The following is a 25,537-nucleotide window of genomic DNA, read 5'->3' on the forward strand; positions in this document are numbered from 1 at the left end:
TCTGCCATGTATACCCACCGCCTCGAAACCCGTGACCCGCTGCGCCCGGCCATGGCCGATGCGATTCCCCGAGCCGTGGTAGCGGTGAGCGCCTCAAGCACTTCCGCCAGCTGGGAGCACATGCCGCACCAGCACCGCAAGGGTCAGTTGATGTACACGTTGCGCGGGGTGATTCATTGCGTCATCGAAGAAGGTATCTGGATCGTGCCGCCCCAGTGCGCGCTGTGGATTCCGGGTGGCCTCTCCCATGCGGCACGCGGTTCGGGACCTGCGGATGTCTACTGCCTGCTGGTAGACCCCGATGCCGCCAGCGCCCTGCCCCGGCAATGCTGCACGCTGGCCGTGTCGCCGTTGTTACACGAGTTGATCAGCAAGGCCGTAAGCTTTCCGCCGCTGTATGACACCGAGGGCGCGCAAGGCCGCTTGGTGGCCACGTTGCTGGACGAACTCGCGCTGGCCCCGGTCGAGGCGCTGCACCTGCCCATGCCCCAGGACCCAAGGTTGAGACGCCTGGCCGACAGTTTGTTGGCCAACCCCGGCGACAAGGCCACCCTCGGCGAATGGGCGGTGCGCATCGGCATGAGCGAACGCAGCATGACGCGGCTGTTGCTGGAGGAGATCGGCCTGAGTTTCGGGCGCTGGCGCCGGCAGTTGCATGTGATCCTGTCGCTGCAGCGCCTGGCCAAAGGCGAAAGTGTGCAGAGGGTAGCGCTGGACCTGGGCTATGAGAACGCCAGCGGCTTTATCACCATGTTCCGCAAGGCCATCGGCAAACCTCCGGCGCGCTACCTGGCAGACCGCGCGGGCACATCCGAGCACACAACGCCCGCTATCGCCTTGCTGGATTATTATAAATAGTCAGGTATAAGCATTTTTAGAGCTTAAGGACTAGAACGGTTAAATCATTCCAGCCAAAAAAATCAAGCCAGCCTAAAATACTTATCGCACACTAAAAAATTTGCACTAGCATATGAGTACTCCCGTCCAGAAATCCGCTTTCAACACCCGCCAGCAAACCGCCTTACCCCCGTAAATAAAGTGCCGAATGTTAAAATTTGTCACGTTTTGGCGTATTCAATTCGATTAACATCTAAACGCCTGCAGCGATTGAATTGACGGCCTCGCATGCCGGAAAAGGGAGCAACGTGATGCATTTTTCCAACGTCCTCGCTATTGCACGGACCCCATCGAAATCCGAGGACTTCAGCGAGCTTATAGTTCGTACTGTACCGAAAAATCTAAAAGTCGATACACGCTCCTACGGCCAACTAATTGGTCCCTATGAAAGCCATGGACATTACCGTGCCATCATCATAGAGATTGACACCCCCTCTGCCAGCACCCAAACGCTGGACATCATAAAGAAAACCAGATCCGAGAACCCCGGCAGCACCATTTTTCTGGTTGTCACCTTCGCCACCACACTAAGCAAAACCAAATATTATCTCGCAGGCGCCGACTACTGCATAAAGGTCGTCGAGAGCTCGCCCGAAAAAAAACTTGCGCTCTTCGCCGCGTTCCTCAGCGAGACATACTGGCTAAGTAATACTGATTTGCTACTCGACCAGGACCGCATGTGCATCTACGGCGGCGGCAAAAAGCTGGAAGTCTCCTTCGTCGAAATGAAAGTACTGGAAGCCCTCATTCATAATCGATTGCTCAGCCACGATGAAATTGCAGTTGTCATGGGACTTAACGCCCGATTTTATGATTCGCGGGCGCTCGAAAAATCGATCAGCCGTTTACGCGGCAAAATAAAATCGCACTATGGAAGCAATATAATTCAAAGCATTCGGGGTTACGGCTACAAACTAAGCAGAGGTCTTGCTTCGGTGAATCATGTCCAACCCGTCAAGGAGCGGCCAAACCGTGAATAGCGGAAATCTATTGCTTGCAGCGTCCGCCGACTTCAAGTTTTCGCGCCAGGCGATACTTGAACGAAGTTGCACCTTATGGGGCAGTGAAATTCGGGTTCATGCCGAGCACGCTCTCGACACGTTGCCCGATGATGTGCGCCCCTTTTATTCCGAGCAACTTAAGTACGCCTACAGTGAAGCCCTGCAACACACAAAGCCCAACTCATTTGCCCGAGAAGGAAAACGTTTGCGCGTGGACAAAAGCCCGGGGCTCCACAAGTTTTTCCGGGTAGAGCAATCCTTATTGATGAATGAAGACCTGCTCAAGGAAATCATCAACACGTCGGCCATACTGGAAAAACACAAACAACAACTTATTGTCAGCGTTGAAAATACACTGGATACTCTCCCCGGCCCGGTGGAGCGTAGAAACATGATCCGCCAACTGTATAGCCTGAAAGACCGCAGCACTATAAAGCTTGCCTATAACAATTACACATTACATACAAAAAACACCGACCTGCTGATCGACTTGAGTCTTTATGACTATATAAAAATGCCCTTTCCAGACTCGGCCCTCAGGCTCAGTCTGAACACGCGCTCAGGCCTGTTCGACCGGCTTTACGACCAGATGCTGGGGCTGATGAGCACCACCCGGGTCTCGTTCATCGCCGACAACGTCGAGTATGCCGACAGCGCACTTCTCGCCAGACGCTTGCCTTTTGACTATTTTCAGGGCCCCTACTTCTCCCCTGCTGATAGTTTATGAACCCCCGTACTTTCCTGGAATCGGTGAATGCCATGAGTTCTCTCAAGAAACACACATTTACATCCACGTACCCGTCAATTGCGCTGCATGATTTCACGCCCAATGTGGCATTTTTACATTACGACGTCGACAGCGGCCCGCTGGTCGAAACCGCTGAGAAAACAGCGGAGTCCTCGGCCAGTTCCTACGCCGTTACCAGTGAGCAGAATTTCAATCTATGGCTCAGCAATTATGTGGCCGCCAAAAGACTCTATGAGGCCAATAACCGACTAACCCGACAACTTTACGATGCTTCAAAAAACCCGAAAATTTCCGTACTCAAATCAGAACCCGGCGGCCCCGATCTTAATAACACCCCCGCGGAAGTTGTTAATTCAACCCCCGCCTTGCGCACCCCGGATGTGTGGTTATTGACCCAACAAGACCGGGCACTGGTCAAAGGCGGACTGCGTATTTCCTTGACGACTATTGAATCGGCACTGATCAAGAAGATGTTGCACCATGAAGAACGCGTGGTGAGCAAAGAAGAACTTATCCGGAACATCGGGCGTGAACCCGACCTCTATCGCGGGCTTGAAATGTGCCTCAGCCGACTGCAGGACAAGTTCAAGCGCGTCAATGATGGCGAGCGCCTGTTCCGAGCGGTACGCAACCGCGGCTACTGCCTCACACAAAAAATAAAAAGCCCTTTGAGCAGTCGCAGCAGCGTCGCCGAACAATAATTATTTCATAAAAATTACAATTCACCCTGCCTATTAAAATCCTTTTCTATCTGCCATTTTATAACAACATGCCCGCGTTATAAGTCGTCAGCCATTGCTCCCTGCCATTTATTACTATCAATACGCACGCCTACGCGTGCGCCTGCCATTTGATAGTCATTAAAACCACGCCTCGCTTTAACCTGCCAGCACGTGAGTGGATACCACAGGGAGCAGAAGTATGCTTAACAACAGAAGAATGCATCGTAACCTTACACCCAAAGGTCTCACCTTCTGGGGGCAGTGGGCTATTGCCTTGAGTGTGGTCGTTGTACTTTTGTTTTCACTGGTACTGTTCAAGACCGGACAACTGGAGTCCCACTACCGGATATTGGCAGCCATTACAATACTGGCCTCTATCCCGGCCTACATGTTATGTGATGTCTATAGCAAAAAGGACGACTTTTTTGTTGGACTGGGACGTTTATTCACCGGTTGGTTATTGACCCTGGGCATATTGTTGGCGGTGGGCGTCGCATGTAATGCCAGCTCGCTATTTCCTTTCGAGATACTGCTACTCTGGGCCGCCGTCAGCTATCCAATACTAGCACTTTGCTACATTCCGATTCACAGTCTATCCAGGTACTACCATCGGCAACTTCACGAGCGCCAGAAATCCCTGATTATTGGTACGGGAAAACTTGCCACCGATTTGGCCAACACTCTTGCCCGGCAAAAACGCTCGCCCTTAGTCGGGCTCGTAGGTCCAGACACCGTCTTGCCTCAGACCAGTACTCAACCGCAGATTCTCGGCGATTTGCCGGACCTTCCCGCACTGATCAGGCAACACGGAATTCGCCGGCTGTACATCACTCATTCGCTCCAGGAAGCCACGCATATCGAGGCGCTGTACCTCAACCTGCTGGAGATCAGCGTGGACGTGATCTGGGTGCCCGACCTCAACAACATGCTGCTGCTCAACCACAGCGTGGCCGAGGTGGATGGCTTGCCGGCAATCTTCCTCAATGAGAGCCCGCTGACCAGTCGCCCGACCGCGGCACTGAGCAAGTCGCTGCTGGACAAGAGCCTGGCGCTGTTGGCGATTGTGCTGCTCAGCCCGTTGCTGCTGCTGTTCGCCCTGCTGATCAAACTCACCTCCCCCGGCCCGGTGATTTTCAAGCAGGACCGTCACGGCTGGAATGGCGAGGTGATCAAGGTCTGGAAGTTCCGCTCGATGCGCGTGCATGACGACCACGAAGTGCGCCAGGCAAGCCGCAACGACTCGCGCATTACCGGCGTGGGGCGCTTTATCCGGCGCACCTCCATCGACGAGCTGCCACAGCTGTTCAACGTGCTGCAGGGGCATATGGCACTGGTGGGCCCGCGCCCCCATGCCGTTGCCCACAATGACTACTACTCGGGCAAGATTCGCGCCTACATGGCGCGGCATCGCATCAAGCCCGGCATCACCGGCCTGGCGCAAGTCAACGGCTGCCGTGGCGAAACCGAGACCCTGGAGAAGATGCAAAAACGCGTCGATATCGACCTGAGCTATATCAACAACTGGTCGCTGTGGCTCGACATCAAGATCCTCTTCAAGACCCCGTTTACCCTGCTGTCCAAAGACATCTATTGACCCTCTCTTCCCCGTGTCGCTGCAACGGCGACGCGGGGCACCAGACGCCTTCAGGGGCGTCGTCTTCGCTCCCCTCCATCCTCCCCCATCAGCCGCAAAGATAACGCCCATAGCAACGCCTGGGCGTCCAGGCCCACGCCATTCGTAGAGGGTTCACAGAGGGGAAGTCAGGGAAGTGTCGCTCGCCGGCATTGCACCTGGCGTTGTGTTGCCAAGGCCTTCTCACTGCCTGGCGCATTCAGCACCAGGCAGTGAGCAACCTTGTCGGCAAATGCCGCACCGTCACTCAGTGATCTTCTCGAAGTTGTTGTAGAACAGCTCGCTGTCACGCCCATCGGTCATCGTCTGCAGCGAGTAGGCACGGTTCAGGCGCGCACCGCCGTCGCGGGTCAGGGGTGCCCAGACGACGTTGGCCCGACGCATCGTCGAGGTGCTCATCAACTCGTCGAACGGGACGGAAATGTAGATCCCCTTGTCGAAGCTGCCCTCGCCGTACTCTTCCTTCGAGGCGGTGGTGAGTGTCACCCAGCCACCAAATTTCACGCCGTTCTTGAACTGCCGGGAGATGTCGACGGTGGTGCCCCAGTCCCGCGCCAGATAACGCCCCACACTGACTGCCGCCAGGGTGTCATAGGGCAGCTCTGTGTAGCTGGTGACATGGCCAGTGATGGTCTGGTAATCACGCAGGCCGAAGCCCTGATTGAAATCGCGCTGGCGCACGACGTTCAGGTCTGCACCCACCGACCAGTGCTTGCCCGCAGGCCGAAACAACACTTCACCGCCCACCCCGGCGTACATGGACTCCAGGTAACCACCGTAGACCATGCCATACAGGTCCCGGTCCAGCCGCGCCGCATGGTTGAACTGGAAGTTTGGCATCGTCACATCCGACGTCGTCATGTACTGGCGCAGGTCGGTGCGCACCCGCGGCAACCCGCTGGGCGCGTCGTAGGTGAACTTGTCGTAGTTGTTCAGCAGGTTGGCGCTGAGCAAACCGCTCCACCAGGTGTTGCGGGTAAACCGGTACTCCGCGTCGGCATCGGCGGTGAACTGATACAGCAAGCCGTTGGGGCCGCCGATGTTCTGTTTGTAACCCAGGCCCAGGCCGTAGCTGAACGGCTCCTGCTTGCCGGTGTAAAGCGTGGTTTCCCGATGAGCAATCGCCGGATTGACCTCGGTGGCACGGTGCAGATCCGTCAACGGCTGCTCGTTGTTCACCACCGCGCGGAAGGTGTCGCGGGGCACGCTGGTTTCTTCGATGGGCATGTCATAACGCTTGTTCACCAGGGTGAACCAATCGATGTCCTGATTGGCGCTGTTGTCGAGAATACGGCTGGCGCGCCCGACGGCCTTGGCTGAGTAGAAGTAGCGCTGCTGCTCGCCATACACCATCAATTCCGAGCCGCGCTGGGCAATGCGCTCCACCTTGTAGCCGGCATTCTGCTGCAGCCGGTCGGCGACACTGGCCCAGTTGACCTGGTCGGGCGGCGTAGTCGGCATGCGTGCGGGCAACGGTTCGGCGGGCGGGTCATAGGTCTTGACCGGCGCCTTGCGGCTGACAAAGTTGGTGTGCAGGGTGATGCCGAACATCGCGGTGTTTCCGCGCTCCCAGGCCGCACTCAGGTCAACGCTGTCGGCCAGCTTGTAGACCACACCGATATTGACCGGCGAGTCCTGCTTGATCGGGTTGTCCAACGGTTCGTGCTTGTAGTCGTTGCCCTCGTATTCGAGCTTCAGGCTCAGGGGCTCCCACGGCGTTTGATAGGCGATCCCGCCAAACAACGAAGGACGGCCCCTGAAGTAGGCGTTGGAGTTCACGTCCCCTGCCCTGGCGACGACTGCGGTGCTCTTGGGCCGGTCGTTGAACTTGCTGCCGAACACCGACAGCGGGTTGCTGAAGTCCCCGCGATTGCCCAGGTAGCCCCAGGCAATGCCGAGGCTGAAATCCAGGTTGGCATAGCGCTTGTTGGCGACGAAGTATTCGCTGGAAAACAACCCGGTACCGCCGATGTCCCGCGCGCCGAAGGCCACTTGCGGCGCCCAGTGGCTTTCTTCCCAGAGCCGTGCCTTGAAGTCGATGGCTTTGTCTTTGAAGCTCTGGCTTCCGCTCAACGCCTCGGCACCGTACTTGCGGTTGCTGATGGCGGTGTAGCGAAACGAGCCCTCCAGCCAGTCGAACGGCTGCAAGGAAAAGCTGTAGCGCGAGTAAGGATCGGTCCGGTTGGCGTTGGCGCTCAGCTCGCCCGCCGGGGCCATGCGTGCGGTAGGGGTCTGTAGCAGGCCCACTCCGCCAAAATCATTTTGGGTGTAACGGGGCTCACCGTGAACCAGCCCACAGGGCAAGAGCAATACAGCTGCAAAACGTAAATTCAAGGGTTCACCTCAGCCAACGGTTGAGTGGCGAAAAACTCGGCCAGTTGTTGGTTGAGATCAGGGGTCGGCGTCTCAAGATCATCACTGCGCAGCGGCACCAGGATCCGGCTGCCGGGAGCGGCCACGACACCCTCCTCACGATTCCAGGCCGCCACGCCCACACGCCGTACCTGGCCATCGGGCTGGATCAGCCACAGGTCATCGCGCTCGGCGTCGTCGAGGACAGTGCAGTCGCGGACGTAATCCCGGATTTCCTTCATCGCCCGGTACGGCACATTGCAGGGCTGCGCGACCGCCCCCAGTACCTCAACGGTGGAGGGTCTTGCGGGGTAAAAAAGCTGGTCGCCCTCATCGAGCAACGCGTTGCGGGCGAACCCCGCCTCCACGGCGATCGGGTCCAGCACGGCCACCTGGCGGCCGGTGACGGGCAACTGCTCGACCTGCCGGTACAGGCGCGCACTCAAGTCCGCCCGCGTGTGCTTGTTATCCAGCAAGGCCCCTCGTTGCAGCAGTTTCAGGTCGAACAACACGCCCGCCTTCAAACGCGCCTGCTTGCCTGCCTGCGACCGGTGCAGCCACGCGGCGCCCAACCAGTAGCTTTCGGCATTGGGCTGGGCCTCGCGAATCACATCCAGCAAGCGCGCACCGGGCTTGATGTCGAATGGGCCGGGGCTGCGCACATCACCGCTGACGGTGACGGCCGCTTGGCCAACGCCTGGGCCGATCAACAGCAGCCCAAGGCATAAAAGGTTCGAACACTTCACCGGACGGCCCCCCGATCAGGGCGCAACTGCACGATTTTCAACACCAGCCGGGGCGTCAGGTGCTGCTCGCTGCGCCAGATGAAACCATCCTGCGGATCGACCCAGTAACGGTTGGTGGCGCGGAAATTCAAGGTGGGCACCTCCACCTGTTCGTCGATGCGCAGCAAGGCGTAATCCTTGTCCAGAATGCGGAGGGTCTCGATACCGTGAGGGCTGAAACGGCTGTTGACCGCAAGACCGATTCGGTTGCCGTCATAGAGGTCGATCCAGCGGGTGCTGGCATAGCCATCGGGCAGATGCTGGAGGCCGCGCTTGAACGGCGACTCGCCACTGAAGCGGGTGCCGTCCAGGGAAACTCCCAGCCCGACGGTGCGCACCACCAGGCCGTTGCGCATCATCAGCACTTGCTTGCCGGAGGCGACCCAGAACTCCAGGTCGCCCCGACGACGGGGCATGGCCATCACCCCTTCGCTGACGGCGGTGGTGACCAGGATCTGCGGATACGGCACCGCGTCGACCTGGGCGCGGGTCACGTTGATGGAGGCCGGGCCGGTGACGGACGTTTCGAGGGTGTACCACGACGCTCTCATCAACGGGTTACACCCGCACAACAAGAGCGCCATCGACAGACAGGCGCAGCTAGGCAAAATTTTCACGACGGGATAGCGCCTTATCTGCTGTTGACTTCACTGAGGTCATTGGCCGATCTGGCACCCAGCCCAATGGCAGTGGCGGTAGGCAGCAGCTGGCTGATCAAGCGGTTCCAGCGCGTCACGCCGGCCGGCCCGACGTACACGATGTCTTGGGGCTGCAAGTCAAAGCGCGTGGCGAGCACCAGCGCCGAAGGTGACTGGGCATCGAGCTGGAACACCTTGGCCGGTTCGGCTTCCAGGTTGTCCACGCCGCGAATCACGTACACCGCATTGCCATTGGAAGTGGTCTGGTTCAAGCCCCCAGCCGTGCCCAGGGCATCGGTCAGGTTGATCGACTTGCCCTTGAAACTCAGTGCCCGGGGCTGATTGACTTCACCCATGAGGTACACGCGTTTCTGGTCGTTATAGGGCAAGTACAACCGGTCGCCGCCCTTGAGGTAGATGCCCTGCAGTTGCGAGCCCTGACGATTGAGGCTGTCCAGGTCGAGCCTGTACTCGCGGCCGTCGCGGGTCAGGGTCAGGCCCGACAGGTCGGCATTCGTCGGGTCGACACCGGCGGCGCCAATGGCCTCCACGGCGCTCAATGGTGTGGTGGTGATCGGCTGCTGGCCGGCTTTCACCACCGCACCGGTCACCACCACCGTCTGGCTGGCAAACCGCAGCACGCTGACGTCAACCTGAGGGCTTTCAATAAATTGCGCCAGGCGTCCGGAGATATAGGCGCGCAGCTCTTCGATGGTTTTACCGGCCACCGGGACGTTACCGATATACGGATAAAACAGCGTGCCGTCCGGACGAACCAGGCGCCCGTTGGCATCAATCTGCTGTTGCGGCCCCGACGGTGCCGTCAACTCGGGATGATCCCAGACCGTAATAAACAACAGGTCATTGGCGCCTACGCGATAACCACCCGGAACATAAGACAATAATTCCGAGGGCACCGATTCGCGCACTTGCGTGGCGGCATCCATGGCGATCAATTTGGGGGTGATGGGAATCAACTCCACCCGGGTACTTTCGAGAGAACCCTCACTGGACATTTGACCGGTGTCCATGTGTTGACCAGGCGAAAACATGCAGCCGTGCAAGCTGATACTTGCCAGCAAAAGAACAGGTAACCTACGAATCATAATGGCACTACGCTAGTCGAGGGCGAGTCTAAAAAAGATCACCCAGAAAGTTCTGAGTGATCTTGAACAACACACATTGCGGGTTAATTAGTTGGTACCGGTGGTACCACCTGTGCCGGTTGTGCCGCCGGTGCCGGAAGTACCGCCATTGGAACTGCCGCCCGAGTTGGAAGCAGCCGCCGCAGCGCCGACAACAGCCGTGCCGACCCCCACGGTTTCACCGAGCGTCACGCCACCCACGACCGGGGTGCTCAACGACAGGGACTCGCCTGCGCTGGCCGTCTCGCTCACCGCTGCGCCGGCGACTTCACCCGCCGCCAGTGCCGCAGTACTTGTGAAAGCCAGCAAGCCGGCCAACAGTAATTGCTTCATATCAGACTCCTTCTCGATATTTACCCCTTATACAACTTTGCAATAAGGGAGTAGTGATGGAACGGAGATAAAACAGGCCATGAAAACTGCATATAGATCCTGCCGGATCATGCAATTAGCCTCTCAGGAATCATCTCACTTGTGGATACGGCAAACCACCAATGTTAATAATCGTCAGGATCAAATGATTGGCCGCACTGATAATCCGCGACCGATACCGTAATACTCGAAACCATTGGCTTTCATGCGGTGCGGATCAAATATATTCCGGCCATCAAAGATCACCGGCGTACTCAGTTTTTCTTTTATAAAGTCCAGGTCCGGGGCTTTGAACTCGCGCCACTCGGTCACGATCACCAACGCATCGGCACCCTGCAACGCGGCTTCCTTGGTGCCCATCAGCAGCAAGTCTTCGTTCATGCCGTAGATGCGCTGGGTTTCCGCCATGGCTTCCGGGTCGAACGCCTGAATCCTGGCCCCCACGCTGCGCAACTGTTCGATCAATACGCGGCTGGAGGCTTCGCGCATGTCATCGGTATTGGGTTTGAAGGCCAGGCCCCAGATCGCAAAGGTCTTGCCTTCCAGTTGCCCGCCGAAGTGATGGTGGATATGCCCGAACAGGTGCTGCTTCTGGCGCTTGTTGACTTCTTCGACAGCCGATAACAGGGTTGCCTGGTAGCCGATCGACGACGCGGTGCGCTCCAGGGCTTGCACGTCTTTCGGGAAGCACGAGCCGCCATAGCCGCAGCCGGGGTAGATAAAGTCGTAGCCGATTCGCGGGTCGGAACCAATGCCTTTACGCACGGCTTCAATGTCGGCGCCCAGGCGTTCGGCAAAGTTGGCCATTTCGTTCATGAACGAAATCTTGGTGGCCAACAGGCAGTTGGCTGCGTACTTGGTCAGCTCCGCACTGCGGATGTCCATCGTGATGATTTTTTCGTGGTTGCGGTTGAAGGGCTCATACAGCTCCCGCATGCGGTCCACGGCGTAGCTGCTGTCACTGCCGATGATGATTCGGTCGGGACGTGTACAGTCCGCGACCGCCGAACCTTCCTTGAGGAACTCGGGGTTCGAGATGACGTGAAACTCCACCTCAAGGGAACGGGACTTCAGCACCTCGGACACCTTCGCCCGGACTTTGTCCGCCGTGCCCACCGGCACTGTGGACTTGTTCACGATGATCTTCGGCTCGGTCATGTTGTGGGCGATGGTCGCCGCCACGGAGAGCACGTACTTGATGTCGGCGCTGCCGTCGTCATCCGGCGGCGTGCCCACGGCGATGAACTGCACCTCGCCATGACGCACGCCCTGGGCGGCGTCGGTGGTGAAATGCAGGCGGCCGGCATCATGGTTCTTCTGGACGAGCGCGCTTAACCCAGGCTCGTAGATCGGGATAATGCCGCTCTTGAGGTTCTCGACTTTCGTGGCGTCGATGTCGACACAACAGACTTCATGCCCCGCGTCAGCCAATACCGCCGCCTGCACCAGACCCACATAGCCGATTCCAAATACAGTTACATTCATTTCAATACTCCTTTAAACAAGCTCGAGGCGGCCATAGCGGTCTTCAAAGCGGATGATGTCGTCTTCGCCGAGGTAGGAACCTGATTGCACTTCAATCAGCTCCAGCGGGATGCGTCCCGGGTTTTCGAGGGAGTGCACAACGCCAATGGGGATGTAGGTGGACTGGTTCTCGGTGAGCAGCACCTGCTTGTCGGCGATCTGCACATTGGCGGTGCCGGAGACCACGATCCAGTGCTCGGCCCGATGGTGGTGAAGCTGCACAGACAGCTTGTGCCCCGGCTTCACCGTGATGCGCTTCACCTGGTAGCGGTAGCCCTGGTCCACCGAGTCATATTTGCCCCACGGCCGATAGACTTCGCGGTGGCTCGCGCTTTCGATCCGGTGCTTTTCAGTCAGCTCGGTGACGATCTTCTTGACGTCCTGGGCATGGTCCTTGGTGGTCACGAGAACCGCGTCGGCGGTCTCGACCACCACCACATCGCTGATCCCTGCCACCGTGACCAGCCGGTGGCTGGCGTGCACATAACTGTGGGTGACGTCTTGCAGCAACACGTCACCCTGGGTGCAGTTCTGATGGGCATCCTTGGCGCCCGCTTCCCACACCGAATCCCAGGCGCCCAGGTCACTCCACGGGGAGTCGAGGATGACCACCGAGGCGATGTCGGTTTTCTCCATCACCGCGTAATCAATCGACACGTTGGGCGCGTTCACGAAATCCACCTGGTTGAGCCGGGTGAAATCCTGGTCATGCGCCGCGTTGGAGAGGGACAGTTCGGCGGCCACCATGATGTCCGGGCTCAGGCGCTCCAGCTCAGCCTTCATGACAGAGGCGCGGAACATGAACATGCCGCTGTTCCAGAAGTAGTTACCCTGGGCCAGGTAGCCTTGTGCGGTCGCAAGGTCAGGCTTTTCGACAAAGGCCTCGACATGCGCCGCGCCGTCGACCGCAGCCGCTTGAGTACGGATATAGCCGTAGCCGGTCTCCGGCTTGGTGGGCACCACGCCGAAGGTGACGATCTTGCCCTTGTTGACTTCCGCCGTGGCCGACGTCAACGCTGCGTTGAAGGCGTCGGTATCGCCGATGACATGGTCTGCCGCCAGCACCAGCAGGATCGGATCGTCCCCGTCCGCCAGCGCCGAAAGCGTCGCGGCCGCAATCGCCGGGGCGGTATTTCGGGCGGTGGGTTCCAGGAGGATTTTCTGCGGAATCACGTCCAGCGATCGGCTTTGTTCGGCCACGATGAACCGGTGTTCTTCGTTACACACAATGATCGGAGGGCGGACGTTCTCGCCCTCTATGCACAGGTTCTTGATTCGCTCCAACGTGGCCTGAAACAAACTCAAGTCACCGTGCAGGGCAATAAACTGCTTTGGCTTAAGTGCTCTTGAAAGCGGCCACAGGCGCGTGCCTGAGCCGCCAGACAATATAACTGGGATCATAGCGATTACTCGATGATTAAAGGCAATAAGAGCGTATTGACAAACAGTCGAAACTTAAGAGGTGAACGACTTCACATAACTGATCAAACGATCTCTTTCGGTAAAGTCCAATGAACTTTCTGCACTGCTGTAGTTAAGGGCCGAATCAATCGCCGAAAAGAAAGCGTCTTTATCGTGGGCGATAAACACAGACGGCAGGTCTGAAAAATTCTCGGCGGTGTCGAACTGGTGATTATTGATATGTTCACCGCGTCGGCTATCGCGCGGGACGATAACGATGGGTTTGCCCAGTTCAAGGGAACGAATGATATTGCCCATGCCCGCATGGGAAACAATCACTTTCGAGGCGTTGAAGTTCTTGGAAAAGAGCGGCTCGGCAATGGTCTTGTACGCCGTAATGCGGCCCAGGTCGTTTTCGTTGTTGCCCACCTGCGCCACAATCGGGACCTGGGGGTTTGCATGGCTCCATTCATTCAAGTAGCCGAGCATTCTTTCAAACGGTGCTTGAGTGCCAACGCTGCAAAAAATCATTTATACAATCCTCCCTTTATATTGGGCCCGGCTGTTTTGCGAAAGCGTGGGCCACTGGGTCAGCAACTCATCGACAAAATAAACAGCGATACGGCCAGACAAAGAGAGTTTCTTGGGGTTGGCGATGCTGTCGATCCACAGGGTCTTTTTGCCCATGAGTTTTCCGGCGATCAACCCCAGCAGACCGGGAGCGGCACCGGTGGAGATAATGTATTTGGCTTTACTGCGGTAGACGATCGCGAAGATCTGGCAAAACCCCTTGATGATCTTCATGGGCTCACTGCGGTTAAAGTCCGGGACTTGCGCAAATTTATGCAATGGATACTGCGAGCCAATGCTGATATCGACGGTGGCAATGGTAACTTTTTGACCGTCGAAGGCCGGGAGCAACTTACTCATTTGCACCCAGTGCCCACCTCCAGAACAAATCAACAAAACATCACTTGATTGACTCATGACGGTTCCCTTCCTGTCAGAACTAATAAACATCATTAAATAGCTGCGGCAGTTTTCAACAATTGCGCCTGCCCTTCCCAACGGCTTATCCGCTTGGCTTTCAGCAAGGCTGACTTTTCTTTATAGGTTTCTTGATGGGCGATGAGTTGTGAAACACCGGCCTTTATGGACAGTGGGTCCATCGTGTCCACGAACACCGCCGCCTCGGAAAACAACGAGCGCAGCACCGTGGTGTTTGAAAGCGCCATCGGCCTGCCGGCACTGACCGCTTCGTTGGCCACGCTCAACTGCACGTTGTCGCGGGTGGTCAGGCCGAGCACCACATTCGCGTGGCACAGCAACTGCTCGAAGGTCGCCTTGCTGAGGAAGCCGGTCAGCTTGATGTTCCCGGGCAGTGACGCCACGAGTTCCTCGGAGAGCTTGCCCTGGTGCTTGCCGGTGATCAGGAAGTCGACACCGGGCATTTCCCTGGCAGCGTTGATCACAACCTCGATCGGCTCATCGATATCAAACGAACAGGGAAACAGCACATAGGGTGTTTCGCGCTCACTGGCAGGCGGCACCGGAAAGTCGCACGGCAAGTCTTCCAGAATAAAAAGCCTGGCTTCCTTGACGCCCAGGCTTGCCAATTCTTCTTTGACTTTGAAGTTGTGCACGACCACCGCATCAATGCGATTCAGCAGGGCCACGGTTCCCGGGAAGCCGATCCATTGTTTGCGCAACAGACTGTTGTGGGCGTCGGCAATAATCTTCAGGCGCCGGTTAAATACACACTTGTAGGCCAGCGCTATATGCAGGACCGGGCTCGGCGGCAGTTGCACCCAAAGCACTTCGGGCGAACCGACCAACAGCGTCTTGAGGGTTTTGAACGACTTGATCAAATAGTCCAGGGGCCGTGCAGACTTTTTCTTGAACCGGTTGGGCAGATGCAGAATGTCATACGCCCAATATTGCTTCATGGTATCGGCGCGTCGTTGATAGCCAATCCATGCAATCATTAATGATTTCACTTAAGAATCCTGCATAAATAAGGGTGGGCACGCGGGGTGCTTTACAAGGCAAACCAGACAGGAAAGTCGGCGCGGTACAGAATGTTTTTATTTCGAAAGCGAATCGGTTTGGCCGGGTTGCCGCCCACGATCGAATAGGCTTCAACGCTGCGCGTCACCACACTGCCGGGATACACCACCGCGCCTTTCCCGATGGTGACGCCGGGCATCACCATCACATTGGGAAAGATCCAGGCGTCGTCTTCGATCACCACGGGTTTTCCCACCAGGCAACTCATCGGGTCATCGATGTCGTGGCCCAGGGTATAAACCCGGGTGTTGTGGGAAATATTGACGTTGTCGCCAATGCGGATACCCGCGCGGTTATCCAGGTAGCAGCCGTAATTGATCGTGCAGTTCTTGCCGATCGAGCAGTTGCCGAACGAGAAGAAAACCACCTTGCGGTGAACCGTGGTGTTTGCGCCCACCTGGCACCCGGTGGCCCGCAGGAGTGAACGTCGCAGGTTGAAAAACAGGGCGAGGCTGAGCAGCGTGTTGAACAAGGCAAGGGCGGCCTTCTTGATATTCAGTTTCAGGTTCTTCATCTACTCACCCTGCCCTGCTGTATCCGTCACGCGCTGCGAACTCATCACAAAATTCCGGAAGCGGATATTGGTACTGACCGGCGTGGCGAACGACGGGTTATTCCCGCCGAAGAACGTCGAAAACAGCAAACCATCGATGGTGATATCCCGGGTGTCTCTAAACGTCAGCCCGGTTTCGGTGTGCACCAGTTTTTTGTCGTACCAAATGGAGATCACACCGTCGGCCTCCCCCGGCGTATTCAACTTCACCAGTTGCTCCAACGTATGCCATTGCCCGACCGTAAAGATCCAGGAACCCAGGCCTACAGCCGTTCCCCAGGTTTTACTGGTGGGCAGATAGGCATAAATGGCGCCGGCGCCCTTTTCTTTCCATATGTAGCGCGTGGAAAAACCATCATGGCCGTTAGGTATTTTCCCGCCGGTATTGGCTGTACCGCCGTAGAGGCCCGGCAGTTTCCCGCCTTTTACAAAGTTGAAATTCTTGTCGAACTTCAACTCATAGGTCAGCACCAGGCATTCGCGGCCGGGTTGCGGGAGCGGCGACTTGAACTCAATGCCGCCATAGGGCAAACCCAGGCGCACCATCGAACCCGGGTCGTACGAGCCGGCCGGAAAGTGCACGGCGATGTCCTTGATCTTCTGGCTATAGGCCTTGTTCGTCAGATTGGCGCTGCCTTTAATGCTGTTCTGCGCCTGCGGACCTTTGAGCATCTGTGACACATCCGGCAGTGACGGATAGATGTTTTTGATGGGTTGCTCACAACGGTCGTTAGTCTCTGATGCGCCGCTCGCAGCCATCTGCAAAGCGAACGCCAAAGTGAGTAGCGTCGAGGCTGTCTTTTTCACGTCGGTTGCCCCTCAACTCTATTTTTCATCGACCCACTTCAAAAAGTCGTCGACCGCTTTTTGTGCCAGGGACGACCGCTGCGCGATCTCCTGCTTGAGGTGCTCGGCCATCTGCGTTTTGGATTGTCTGAACTCGCTGATGGTCGACATGATCACCTCAGCGTCCGGGGTGCTGACCAACCGGGTGCCTTGAGGCAACATTTCATGAACTTTCTTCAGCTTGTTCTCGATGGCAACGGCGATGGTGGGAAACCCGAGGGAAGCCGGCAGCAGCACGCCGTGTGCACGGGCGCTGATGATCACGTCGGACTCGACAATCAATTTCGCCATGAACGTTTCCGGGGTGTCGCCAGCCGCGTCCCAGCACAACCATTCGAACCGGTGGTACTTGTCGATCAGGTGCTGGTCCCGCTCTTTGTAGAGCGAGACCAGACGCACCTGCTCGCCGCGCTTGGCCAGCTCTTCAGCGGCTTGCACCATCGCCTTGATGAACTGCTGCCCGTTCGCGTCGTGGGGCCAGTCGCGCAGGATAAAGGACAGGTACTTGCCCTTCTTCAGGCTGCCGATCTCCAGGTCTTTGCTGGAGATCCACAGCTCGGAAAGCAGGCTCGGGTCGGTGTACACCTCGACGTCGGTCTTGCCGAAAGTGTTGCAATGCTGCTGGCTGGTGCCGTCCCGCACGGAGATGTAGTCGCAGCGATTGATCACGCTGACCGCGCGGTCGAGCAACTTGCCACCGCCATCAAACGGGCCCAGGCCGATACAGAACGCCGCCAGACGACGGTGGAAATAGATCCTGTCGACGCCGCCGCGCATGCCTACATACAAGCGCAGAAGCGTGGACTTCAGGTCGGTTTGCGCCTTGAGGCTCTTGTGCAGCTTCGCCACGATGCCCTGACGGGCGGTGGCGGCTTTGGCCGGCGGGATGAACGAGAAGAACTGGCCCCCGCCCCCCAACACCACCAGGTCGGCCTTGATCGGCTCCTTGATGTGCAGCCACTTGATACGCGGGTTGAAGTTCCGGGCGATCTCCGGATGATCGACACCCACGGCAATATCCGATTCTTTAAAGCGTTTTTTCAGAATATTGATAACGCAGAGCATTAATACGTCATCACCCAAATTACCAGGACCGTATGCCCCCGGATATATACTTTGCTGACATTCATGCTGGGCTTCCATTTTCCACGGGGTCGTTAAACACGGTATTCAAAGCGAATGTTGTTGCGAGAATGTAGATAAATATCAACGCCAGTATCATCAATCGATAGACCATACTTTCAACGTACGCACTTGAGATAAAACTGACAAAAGGCAATGTCCACAAGATCAATATCCTGGGAGAAACCAGCAACTCCAAAGGGAGTATTTTCTTGTAGACGAAGTACGGCAGGCCGAGCAGGAAGTGGATGAACTGGGAGCCAATGAATGCCTTGGCAATCCCGACGGCGCCCTCTTCCCGCAACCAGAACGCCCCGGCGATGAATAACAGGCCCCACAACACGTTGCTCATGACGCTGAACCAGGCGAGGTTCATCACGATCATCTTTCTAGAAATGCCGGACTTGAAGGCACTGAGCAGCGAGCCAAGAATCACCAGCACCAACGTCACTTCAAAATCACGGCCCAGGAAACTGCTCCCGTAAAGCTTCGCCAATAACTCGGGAAACATGATCACCGGCTGGATAATCACCAACACCACTAACCAGCCCGACAGAAAGTTCAAGGCGTCCAACTTGCGATACTTGCCGCCCAGCGCGGCGGCCAGCATCGGCACCAGTACCGAGCCCAGTACCACGGAAACATGGGAAAAGATCGCGTTCCACTGCATGGCGGCGGCGTACATGCCGAGGGCAGCAAGTCCGTTAGTGGTTTGCGCCAATAACTTGTTCGCGAACCAGTTCATCGGCGCGACCATCAACCCGGTTAACAACACCGGCAGGCCAACCGAAAGCACCGCGTGCTTTTCTGCAATCGCGCCCTTGAAACTCAGCGTGGTGTTCTGCGCCTTCAGTATTTTCCAGCACGCCAGCGCGCTGAAAAACACGATCATCAATTGAGACCCGGCCAACCCCAGCAGCGCGCCGTTAAGCCTGAACTGGATGGTCAGGCCGTACGTGGCCGGGATCGCAACGATGGCGATGATTCCGTTGATCGTCGCAATCGAGCGGTATTGCCCCCAGCCGGTCAGGCAGCCCTGGGTCCAGCCCGACAAAATAATCAGCGTGATGGTGCACAACACGATCAGCGACGCCGCGTTCAGGCTGTCTGTCCCCAGGATGACGCTGGAGAAGAAATCCGGGAAAAACAGCGCTGTCCCGATGATCATCGCGCTGAAAAAAACCGAGAAAATCAGCGTCAGCGCGATGCCCCTGCCGGTCTTCTCGGGGCTGGTGTCCTTGAACTGCCCAATGTGCTTGGCCGTCGCCGTGGTGGTGGCCTGGGCGGCGACGTTGGCCAGCATCACGATCGCGCTCTGGATCAGGCCGTACTCGCCAAACGATTGCGCGCCCAATACACGCGCAACCAGGATGCCGGTGATCACCACCGACACTTTGGTGGCGACGGCGGAGATGAAGCTCCATGCCGTACTGGACACGAATTTTTTCAACAGTGTGCTGTTCATCCGGCATTCACCTGCAAGGGCGTGGTTATCAGCGGCTGGCGAGGGTTGAGGCTTTTTTTGCGTTGCCTGGCGGTGTGTTCGGCACACACCCGCAGGACAATGGCGCCATACGCGATGCCGATGGCGTACGGCTGATAAGGCGTGGCCGACACGATGAACATCACGCCCAGGAAGATGCCGATCGAGACCGCTACCCGGCTGTTCATGTGCTGGGTAATCGAGGTGATGAAGACATACAACAGGTACAGCCCGATCAGCCCGTACTTAACAAAGTAGGTCAGGTAGGCACTGTCGATATTCGAGTTCTTGTCATCCAGGCCACGGTATTCAAACCAGGGAATCTCGAACGGCGTCCCTGCTCCCAACCCCACAAAGTAGTGCATGGGGTTCATGCCCCGGATCAACTCCAACGCGGGGCTGAAGCGCGTGGCCAGTTGCGCGGCCATGCCTTCAGACGACAAACCGTCATTGATTCGATCGGCACCGATCATAGTGCTGATGCCGATAAACGCCATCAGCACCACCGCCCCTGCCAGGGCGACACCGATCATGCGCGCAGGCTTTTGGTATTGGTGAATGATGATCGCCGCAAACACCGACACAAAAATGAACCGTGAGTTGGCGATAAACAAACAGATAAGCGAGGTCGCCAGGCAGAGGCGTGCGAGCTTTTTTTGCTGGTCAAACAGGCGTGGATCGATGAAGTAATAGATCAGGTAGGCAACGGCTGCGTAGGTGCCCCCATCCAGGTATCGATAGGCGTTTTCTTCGTAATAGACGTCCTGAAACTTGTACAGCCCCAACCGCAACCAGGCGATGTCCAGCACATTGAATGCGCTCATCGCGATCAACAGCATCAGCACCGTTTTCAGCTTCAGGGTTTTCGCGGCGAGGGTCGCGATATTCGCCAGCACGATAAACGACAGGATCATGATGAAAGGCCGAACATCCTTGAGCAGGTACTTGTTCGAGGACTCCAGCAGGCCGCAGGCGAGTAACACCACATACAGCCCGCAGCCAAAAAGCAGCGCGCCCGGCGCCGTCAGTTGGCTCTTCTGCGTCAGCACCTGCCTGATCAGCAACGCACCCAGCCCGCCCACGATGTAGAAGTCAAAGAAGAAGATGCCCTTGAGCGAGATTATTTCGCTGTAGGAGTTGCCGGTAGGAATCACCGACAGCATCACCCCAAACAGCACGATTGAGTGCTTTGGGCTTTTGACGGCAAGCAAACCCGCTGACAGCGCGATAAGGGATAACAGGTAAAACATGGCTGGGTATTCTTTATGCTGATTTGAATTTGGCACGCTACCGCCCCAGGATTTTTCGTTCATTTCCTGAAAACGTGACGTCTATCCTGCTGAAACTTCCTGGGACGATGGTGCGTAACGACTGGAATCAGCTTCGATCAGCCTGGTACTCGTACTGGTAATACCCGTAGTTGCCATAGCCATATTTGGCGGAGGCTTTCTTCTCGACCCCGTTGAAAATGGCGCCCCTCAGCACGATGCCGTTCTGGGCAAACCGGCGCATGGTGTGTTCGATTTCCTTGGCCGGGTTCAAGCCGTAGCGCGTGACGATCAGGTTGGTCCCCGATTGCCGTCCCACAATTGCCGCGTCGGTCACGGCCAGGAGAGGTGGCGTATCGAGGATCACCAGGTCGTACCTTTCGCTGACCTGGGACAACAGCTCGGTCAGGTTGCGATGCATCAGCAACTCAGAAGGATTGGGCGGTATCTGCCCGCGGCTGATGAGGTCGAGGTTTTCAATGCCGGTGTTGTGAATGGCGGTTTCCAGCGTGCATTGATTGGAGAGGATGTCGGACAGCCCATCCTTGGCGGACACACCCAGCACCTTGTGCAGGTAGCCTCGGCGCATATCCACGTCAATCAACAGTACGCGCTGCCCGGTTTGAGCGATGACCGCCGCCAGGTTGACCGAGACGAAGGTTTTACCCACCTCGGGGCTCGGGCCCGAGATCATGATCCGGTTATTCGGCGCCTCAAGCATTGCGAAGTGCAGGCTGGTGCGCAAACTGCGCAAGGCCTCCACCGCCAGGTCCGTAGGGTGACTGATGGCCAGCAATGAAGACCCCGCATCGGTACGCCCACGCCCCCGGGTGATTTTGTCTTCCTCGACCTTTTGCAACGTGCTGTAGGGAATCGACGCATACACCGGCAAGCCCAGTTGCTCGATGGCTTCCGGGCTTTCCAGACCCCGGTTCAGCGCCTTGCGCAGCAGCACCAGCGCCACCGCGAGGAAGCCGCCCAGCAGGGTCGCGATCAGCACGATCAGGATCTTTTTCGGCTTGATCGGCTTGAGGTAATTGACGTCGGCGGTGTCGATCAGCCGCACGTTGCCCACGGTGCCCGCACGCATCACGTCGAGCTCCTGGGACTTGTTGAGCAGTTGGGTATAAATCGCCGTACCCACCTCGACGTCCCGGGTCAGGCTCAGCAGTTCCTGCTGGGTGGAAGGCAGGCTCTCTACCCGGCTCGCCAGGCTTTGCTGCTTGCTGGTCAATTCGCCGATCTGGGTCAGCAACGCGCGATACGCAGGATGTTGGCGGGTGAACTTGCGGTCCATCTCGGCCTGCTGCAGCTTCAGCTCGGAGATGCTGGTATCGAGCCCCACGATCTGGTCGAGGATGGCCTTGGTCTCGAGGGTGATGTCCACCGACTTGCTGCGGGTCTGGTATTCATTCAAGGCCTTGCCGGCTTTCTCCAGGTCCTTCTTGACCTCCGGCAGTTGCTCCTTGAGAAACGCCAGGCTTTGCGCCGCTTCAGCCGAGGTGCGCTCGACGTTTTGCCGCACATAAATGGCCGCGATCTGATTGAGGATCTTGATCGCCTGATCCGGGTCGGTGCTTTCCAGCGCCAGCCCGATCATGCCCGACTCTTTGCCGCGCTCGACCACATCCAGGCTCTCCTGGTAGTCGAGGATGCTGGTCAGGCGCGCATTACGGATCACCCGGAAACGGGTGCCGGGTTTGGCCCGCAGCGCTTCAATCTGAAACGCGACGCCATTTTGCTCGAACGGCTGCCCGACCTCACCGGCTGCCAGCACCTGGTCATCTTCATCCACCAGGGTGTAATGCGCGTTGTCACCCACGGTCAGGGTCAACTTCTTGCCCAGTTGCCCGTCCGGCAAATCCAGCTTGAAGATCTTCAGCGACTCGCCGCCCCAGGCGAAACTGTCCAGGCCCGGCAACGGCTCGGCGAGTGCACCGGGATTGCTCTTCTGGAAGCGGCGCGCGAGGAATTCACCGACCACCGGGAAGTACATCGGCTGCACGACGATATCGAGTTTCAGGTTATCGACGGTCTTGCCAATCACGTAGCGGGACTGGATCAGCTCGATCTCGGTGGCCGAGGGAGACTCCTTGCCCAGCATGCCGCCAATGTCCGAGAAGCCCAGCAAGTCGTTCTTTTTCGCCTCGACCTGCAACAGGGCACTCGCCTGGTAGACCGGGGTCGCCAACACCGCATACGCGGCGCCCGTCACCATAAAGGCGCCGGTAACCGCGGCGATCAACCACTTGTGGTCGATCAGTGTTCCAAACAGACCGAGGAGATCGATCTCCTCGTTTTCGTCTTCCCGTGCGGTGACTGCTGGCGCTTGCTGCATAAGTCGGATTCTTAGCCTTATTTCGATTCAAAAAGTAGTGGCGATCAGCGTGCGAGACGCTGCGCCCATGCGTTTACGGCTTCTTCGATCAACGCATACGCGTGCACAAAAGCAGCTTTCCCTTGACGGTAGGGGTCGCTGATCTCTCGCTCGTTTTGCCATTTCCCCAGCAGCAAGACCTTGCCTCGTGCCTCGGGAGCCATGCTGAGTACGGCACTGATGTGCTGTCGTTCCATCACCAGGATCAGGTCGGCGTCGCTGATCGCCTGTGGCGCCAGTTGGGTGGCCTGGTGCTCGTCGGCTGGATGGCCATGGGCTTCGAGTACCGCACGCGCGGTGGTTTCAATCGGCTTGCCGACCAACGCGGCAATACCTGCAGAACTGACCTTGATATCGGAGCGCGCGAGTGCGCCACGCAAAAGACTTTCCGCGGTGGGACTACGGCAAATATTGCCAATACAGACAATCAACACTCTTTTAAACAAGGCGATATTCCCCGGGGCATCCATTACCCATGAAACAACTAGTAACTTCACGGCAGTATTTAGTACCACGGAACTTTGACCTCACCCAAAATTATCTTTGGACGAAAAATAACAGCACCCGGTTCCATGTACGACTAACCAGACAATTTATAACATTCGTGACTTTGCAGCGTTCATCGGCTTTAAATTAAACAACCATGCCATATCGTTTTATATAGACAGAGGGACGCCCCATGAGCGCAAATGCCAATAAGGCCTGGTATCTGGTCCAGTGCAAATCCCGGCAGGATGAGCGCGCCGAGGAGCATCTGCAGCGCCAGGGCTATACCTGCTTTCGGTCTACCTATAAACGCGAACGGCTGTTGAAGGGCCAGCGAAGGACCACCCGCGAATCACTGTTTCCCGGGTACCTGTTTATTCAAATGAGCCTGCAGGACAGCTGGAGCTCACTGCGTTCGACCCGTGGCGTGTCGCGGGTCGTCGGGTTCGGCGCGCACCCGCTGCCCATCAGCGATGCGCTGGTGGACGAGCTCCAGGAGCGCGACCATCAGGCCGTGGTGGCCACCCTGCTGAAGCCGGGCGAAAGCGTGCGTATCCATGAAGGCCCGTTTGCCGAACTGGAGGCGGTCTTCCTGGCCATGGACGGTGAGCAACGGGTGGTGTTGCTGATGAACTTCCTGCAACGGGAACAGCGCATCAGTTTGCCTTTAACCGACGTCAGCCGAGTTCAGGAAACTTGCTGATATCCCGCTAAACAGACCAAAAATAACCACCAACTTACTAACAGACTAAAAATAACATCGCCTTACTTTTTCGCCTCTTCAGAATAGAGTAATACCTGAATAAACAGCGAGGAACAGCCATGAAAACTTCAAAGCTATTGGTAGAGCGTATCGGCCTGTTTCCTTCTTCGGGAAACATCCACGTCAACGTTAATAGTTCAACCACCGTTGTAGAACGCATGCAGGTGTTATACGCCAGCCATTCACTGGACAGCGATGAATCCTGTGCCGGGCTTTCAATGGTATTCGCCGACTGGCGCTTCAAGTTACAGGTGAGTAATCCCTTGTCCGTTTGCCTGTGTGTGGAAAGCCGCGGCGACAGCCATTTCATGCAGGTCAAGACCGCCGAATTACTGGCCAATATCTCCTGCACCGAGGAGCGACCATGAGCATTTATGGGGATTTGAAACGTGCCTATGCACTGAAGGGGCTAACCACCGCCTTTGAAGGTTTTGTGGGCCTGGCGCCCAACGAACACCTGCCGACCGAGCACTATGCGCGCAACACCCAGGTCATGTCCCGCTGGCTGGATCATTTGCGCGGCAACTCGCCGCTGGACATTACCGATACGCTGTTCAAGCAGATGAAGCGTGCTCAGCGCCGTGGCGATGCCCGGCGCTTCAACTCCCAGACAATGCTGCTGGGGCTGCTGGTGGAAAGCAACATGGCCATGGACCTGGCCACTTACTCGGCGTTCAGCGGCGTGGGAGCGGCCCGCCAGGAAGGTTCCTGATGGGCCTGGTCGGCCCCGGAAACGGCGACCGCCACATGGTTGAGCAGCTTCTCGGCGTTGTACTTGGGCACCATCGCACTTAACAACAGAATCACCATTCCCCCACCGATCAACGACGGGGAAACCCGCACCTCAACCACCTCAAGGCGCCATAGAAACGCCAGCGCCGCCATCCCGCCCAAAAAGCCCCCGGCCAGCGCCTCGTTGAGCGGATGAATATAGGGTGCGACGCAATACGCACTGAACCAGCCGGTGACCAACATTCCGGCGATAGCCGCGGGCCAGCGCCAATCGGGATTGATGCGGCGCGCCACCAGGCTCATCGCCACAGGCACCATCAGCGAGGTATTCATGGCGTGACCACTGAGCACGGCAATATCAAGGTGTTGGAGCGACACGCCCCAGCCCTTGAACAGCAATTTGCTGAACGCCACGATGGAATAGGTGCACGCGATCGTCATCAGCCACCACTTGACCGCCTGGGGCCGGGAATACCAGAGCCAGACGGCGATCACCACGGCGGCCGGAATCATGACGGTGATACCGCCGTATTGCGCAAGTTCTTCCCGTATCACGTGCTGTTCCCTACCCGCAAGTTTTCCCGGGCCCATGAGACCTCAGACCCGGGAAAAACACAACGAC

General features: G+C 57.3%; 26 protein-coding genes. 8 read left to right on the forward strand and 18 right to left on the reverse strand.

The window, feature by feature from the left end:
• Positions 1 to 6: 6 nt before the first annotated feature.
• The 5 genes from JFV30_RS15515 (at position 7) to JFV30_RS15535 (ending at position 4,962) form a co-directional block, all read left to right on the forward strand.
• Entirely contained in the window at positions 7 to 858 is an 852-nt protein-coding gene (locus JFV30_RS15515) for an AraC family transcriptional regulator (RefSeq protein ID WP_201124521.1), read from the forward strand.
• Positions 859 to 1,148: 290 nt separating this feature from the next.
• A complete protein-coding gene (locus tag JFV30_RS15520; RefSeq protein ID WP_010171902.1) occupies positions 1,149 to 1,877 on the forward strand; it encodes a winged helix-turn-helix domain-containing protein in 729 nt (242 codons plus the stop codon).
• Positions 1,870 to 2,625, forward strand: a complete 756-nt coding sequence (locus JFV30_RS15525) for a hypothetical protein (RefSeq protein WP_010171903.1) — start codon at positions 1,870 to 1,872, stop codon at positions 2,623 to 2,625. The genes JFV30_RS15520 and JFV30_RS15525 overlap by 8 nt, the downstream gene beginning before the upstream one ends.
• A 32-nt stretch (positions 2,626 to 2,657) precedes the next feature.
• Positions 2,658 to 3,347, forward strand: a complete 690-nt coding sequence (locus JFV30_RS15530) for a winged helix-turn-helix domain-containing protein (protein WP_201124522.1) — start codon at positions 2,658 to 2,660, stop codon at positions 3,345 to 3,347.
• 220 nt (positions 3,348 to 3,567) lie between these two features.
• The gene (locus JFV30_RS15535; protein WP_242487090.1) at positions 3,568 to 4,962 is read left to right on the forward strand and encodes an undecaprenyl-phosphate glucose phosphotransferase; all 1,395 of its coding nucleotides are present in this window, start codon (positions 3,568 to 3,570) and stop codon (positions 4,960 to 4,962) included.
• A 282-nt stretch (positions 4,963 to 5,244) separates the two neighbouring features.
• Here JFV30_RS15535 and JFV30_RS15540 read toward each other — a convergent pair whose 3' ends face one another.
• The 17 genes from JFV30_RS15540 to JFV30_RS15620 all read right to left on the reverse strand — a co-directional run bounded on the left by JFV30_RS15540 (position 5,245) and on the right by JFV30_RS15620 (position 23,380).
• On the reverse strand, positions 5,245 to 7,335 hold the full coding sequence (locus JFV30_RS15540; protein WP_201124523.1) for a YjbH domain-containing protein: 2,091 nt from the start codon (positions 7,333 to 7,335) through the stop codon (positions 5,245 to 5,247).
• Entirely contained in the window at positions 7,332 to 8,099 is a 768-nt protein-coding gene (locus tag JFV30_RS15545; RefSeq protein ID WP_201124524.1) for a capsule biosynthesis GfcC family protein, read from the reverse strand. Before JFV30_RS15545 ends, JFV30_RS15540 begins: the two co-directional genes overlap by 4 nt.
• Positions 8,096 to 8,755 carry a YjbF family lipoprotein gene (locus JFV30_RS15550; RefSeq protein ID WP_032881964.1) on the reverse strand — a complete coding sequence of 220 codons (660 nt, stop codon included), beginning with the start codon at positions 8,753 to 8,755 and terminating at the stop codon, positions 8,096 to 8,098. Before JFV30_RS15550 ends, JFV30_RS15545 begins: the two co-directional genes overlap by 4 nt.
• A gap of 14 nt (positions 8,756 to 8,769) precedes the next feature.
• Positions 8,770 to 9,882, reverse strand: coding sequence for a polysaccharide export protein (locus JFV30_RS15555; RefSeq protein WP_201124525.1), 1,113 nt, complete (start codon positions 9,880 to 9,882; stop codon positions 8,770 to 8,772).
• An 87-nt stretch (positions 9,883 to 9,969) separates the two neighbouring features.
• Positions 9,970 to 10,254, reverse strand: coding sequence for a hypothetical protein (locus tag JFV30_RS15560; RefSeq protein ID WP_169388848.1), 285 nt, complete (start codon positions 10,252 to 10,254; stop codon positions 9,970 to 9,972).
• Positions 10,255 to 10,434: 180 nt separating this feature from the next.
• A complete protein-coding gene (locus tag JFV30_RS15565) occupies positions 10,435 to 11,778 on the reverse strand; it encodes a UDP-glucose dehydrogenase family protein (RefSeq protein ID WP_201124526.1) in 1,344 nt (447 codons plus the stop codon).
• Positions 11,779 to 11,790: 12 nt separating this feature from the next.
• Positions 11,791 to 13,218: a mannose-1-phosphate guanylyltransferase/mannose-6-phosphate isomerase gene (locus JFV30_RS15570; RefSeq protein WP_201124527.1), complete on the reverse strand. Its 1,428-nt coding sequence runs from the start codon at positions 13,216 to 13,218 to the stop codon at positions 11,791 to 11,793.
• 54 nt (positions 13,219 to 13,272) lie between these two features.
• A complete protein-coding gene (locus JFV30_RS15575) occupies positions 13,273 to 13,749 on the reverse strand; it encodes a glycosyltransferase (protein ID WP_201124528.1) in 477 nt (158 codons plus the stop codon).
• On the reverse strand, positions 13,750 to 14,205 hold the full coding sequence (locus tag JFV30_RS15580; RefSeq protein ID WP_242487091.1) for a UDP-N-acetylglucosamine transferase subunit ALG14: 456 nt from the start codon (positions 14,203 to 14,205) through the stop codon (positions 13,750 to 13,752).
• A 35-nt stretch (positions 14,206 to 14,240) separates the two neighbouring features.
• On the reverse strand, positions 14,241 to 15,203 hold the full coding sequence (locus tag JFV30_RS15585) for a glycosyltransferase family 1 protein (RefSeq protein WP_010171920.1): 963 nt from the start codon (positions 15,201 to 15,203) through the stop codon (positions 14,241 to 14,243).
• Positions 15,204 to 15,256: 53 nt separating this feature from the next.
• Positions 15,257 to 15,799, reverse strand: coding sequence for an acyltransferase (locus tag JFV30_RS15590; protein ID WP_201124529.1), 543 nt, complete (start codon positions 15,797 to 15,799; stop codon positions 15,257 to 15,259).
• Positions 15,800 to 16,645: a polysaccharide lyase gene (locus JFV30_RS15595; protein WP_238535543.1), complete on the reverse strand. Its 846-nt coding sequence runs from the start codon at positions 16,643 to 16,645 to the stop codon at positions 15,800 to 15,802.
• 18 nt (positions 16,646 to 16,663) lie between these two features.
• Positions 16,664 to 17,749, reverse strand: a complete 1,086-nt coding sequence (locus JFV30_RS15600; protein WP_201124530.1) for a polysaccharide pyruvyl transferase family protein — start codon at positions 17,747 to 17,749, stop codon at positions 16,664 to 16,666.
• Positions 17,750 to 17,810: 61 nt separating this feature from the next.
• Entirely contained in the window at positions 17,811 to 19,271 is a 1,461-nt protein-coding gene (locus JFV30_RS15605) for an oligosaccharide flippase family protein (RefSeq protein ID WP_201124531.1), read from the reverse strand.
• Complete coding sequence (locus JFV30_RS15610; RefSeq protein ID WP_201124532.1) at positions 19,268 to 20,539, reverse strand: DUF6369 family protein; 1,272 nt, start codon at positions 20,537 to 20,539, stop codon at positions 19,268 to 19,270. The genes JFV30_RS15605 and JFV30_RS15610 overlap by 4 nt, the downstream gene beginning before the upstream one ends.
• Positions 20,540 to 20,666: 127 nt before the next feature.
• Positions 20,667 to 22,895: a polysaccharide biosynthesis tyrosine autokinase gene (locus JFV30_RS15615; protein ID WP_201124533.1), complete on the reverse strand. Its 2,229-nt coding sequence runs from the start codon at positions 22,893 to 22,895 to the stop codon at positions 20,667 to 20,669.
• A gap of 44 nt (positions 22,896 to 22,939) precedes the next feature.
• The gene (locus JFV30_RS15620; protein WP_169389399.1) at positions 22,940 to 23,380 is read right to left on the reverse strand and encodes a low molecular weight protein-tyrosine-phosphatase; all 441 of its coding nucleotides are present in this window, start codon (positions 23,378 to 23,380) and stop codon (positions 22,940 to 22,942) included.
• 233 nt (positions 23,381 to 23,613) lie between these two features.
• Between JFV30_RS15620 and rfaH the strand changes: the two genes are divergently transcribed.
• From rfaH to JFV30_RS15635, 3 genes are all read left to right on the forward strand, one after another.
• Positions 23,614 to 24,123: a transcription/translation regulatory transformer protein RfaH gene (gene rfaH / locus JFV30_RS15625; protein ID WP_201124534.1), complete on the forward strand. Its 510-nt coding sequence runs from the start codon at positions 23,614 to 23,616 to the stop codon at positions 24,121 to 24,123.
• A gap of 119 nt (positions 24,124 to 24,242) precedes the next feature.
• Positions 24,243 to 24,551 carry a phosphomannomutase gene (locus JFV30_RS15630; RefSeq protein WP_242487092.1) on the forward strand — a complete coding sequence of 103 codons (309 nt, stop codon included), beginning with the start codon at positions 24,243 to 24,245 and terminating at the stop codon, positions 24,549 to 24,551.
• Entirely contained in the window at positions 24,548 to 24,895 is a 348-nt protein-coding gene (locus JFV30_RS15635) for a hypothetical protein (protein ID WP_201124535.1), read from the forward strand. Before JFV30_RS15630 ends, JFV30_RS15635 begins: the two co-directional genes overlap by 4 nt.
• Here JFV30_RS15635 and JFV30_RS15640 read toward each other — a convergent pair.
• On the reverse strand, positions 24,847 to 25,470 hold the full coding sequence (locus tag JFV30_RS15640) for a hypothetical protein (RefSeq protein ID WP_010171934.1): 624 nt from the start codon (positions 25,468 to 25,470) through the stop codon (positions 24,847 to 24,849). The two genes, JFV30_RS15635 and JFV30_RS15640, sit on opposite strands and share 49 nt — an antisense overlap.
• Between the last annotated feature and the right edge of the window lie 67 nt (positions 25,471 to 25,537).

Origin of the sequence: Pseudomonas sp. TH32 (genome assembly GCF_016650855.1) — a bacterium.
Lineage (GTDB): Bacteria > Pseudomonadota > Gammaproteobacteria > Pseudomonadales > Pseudomonadaceae > Aquipseudomonas.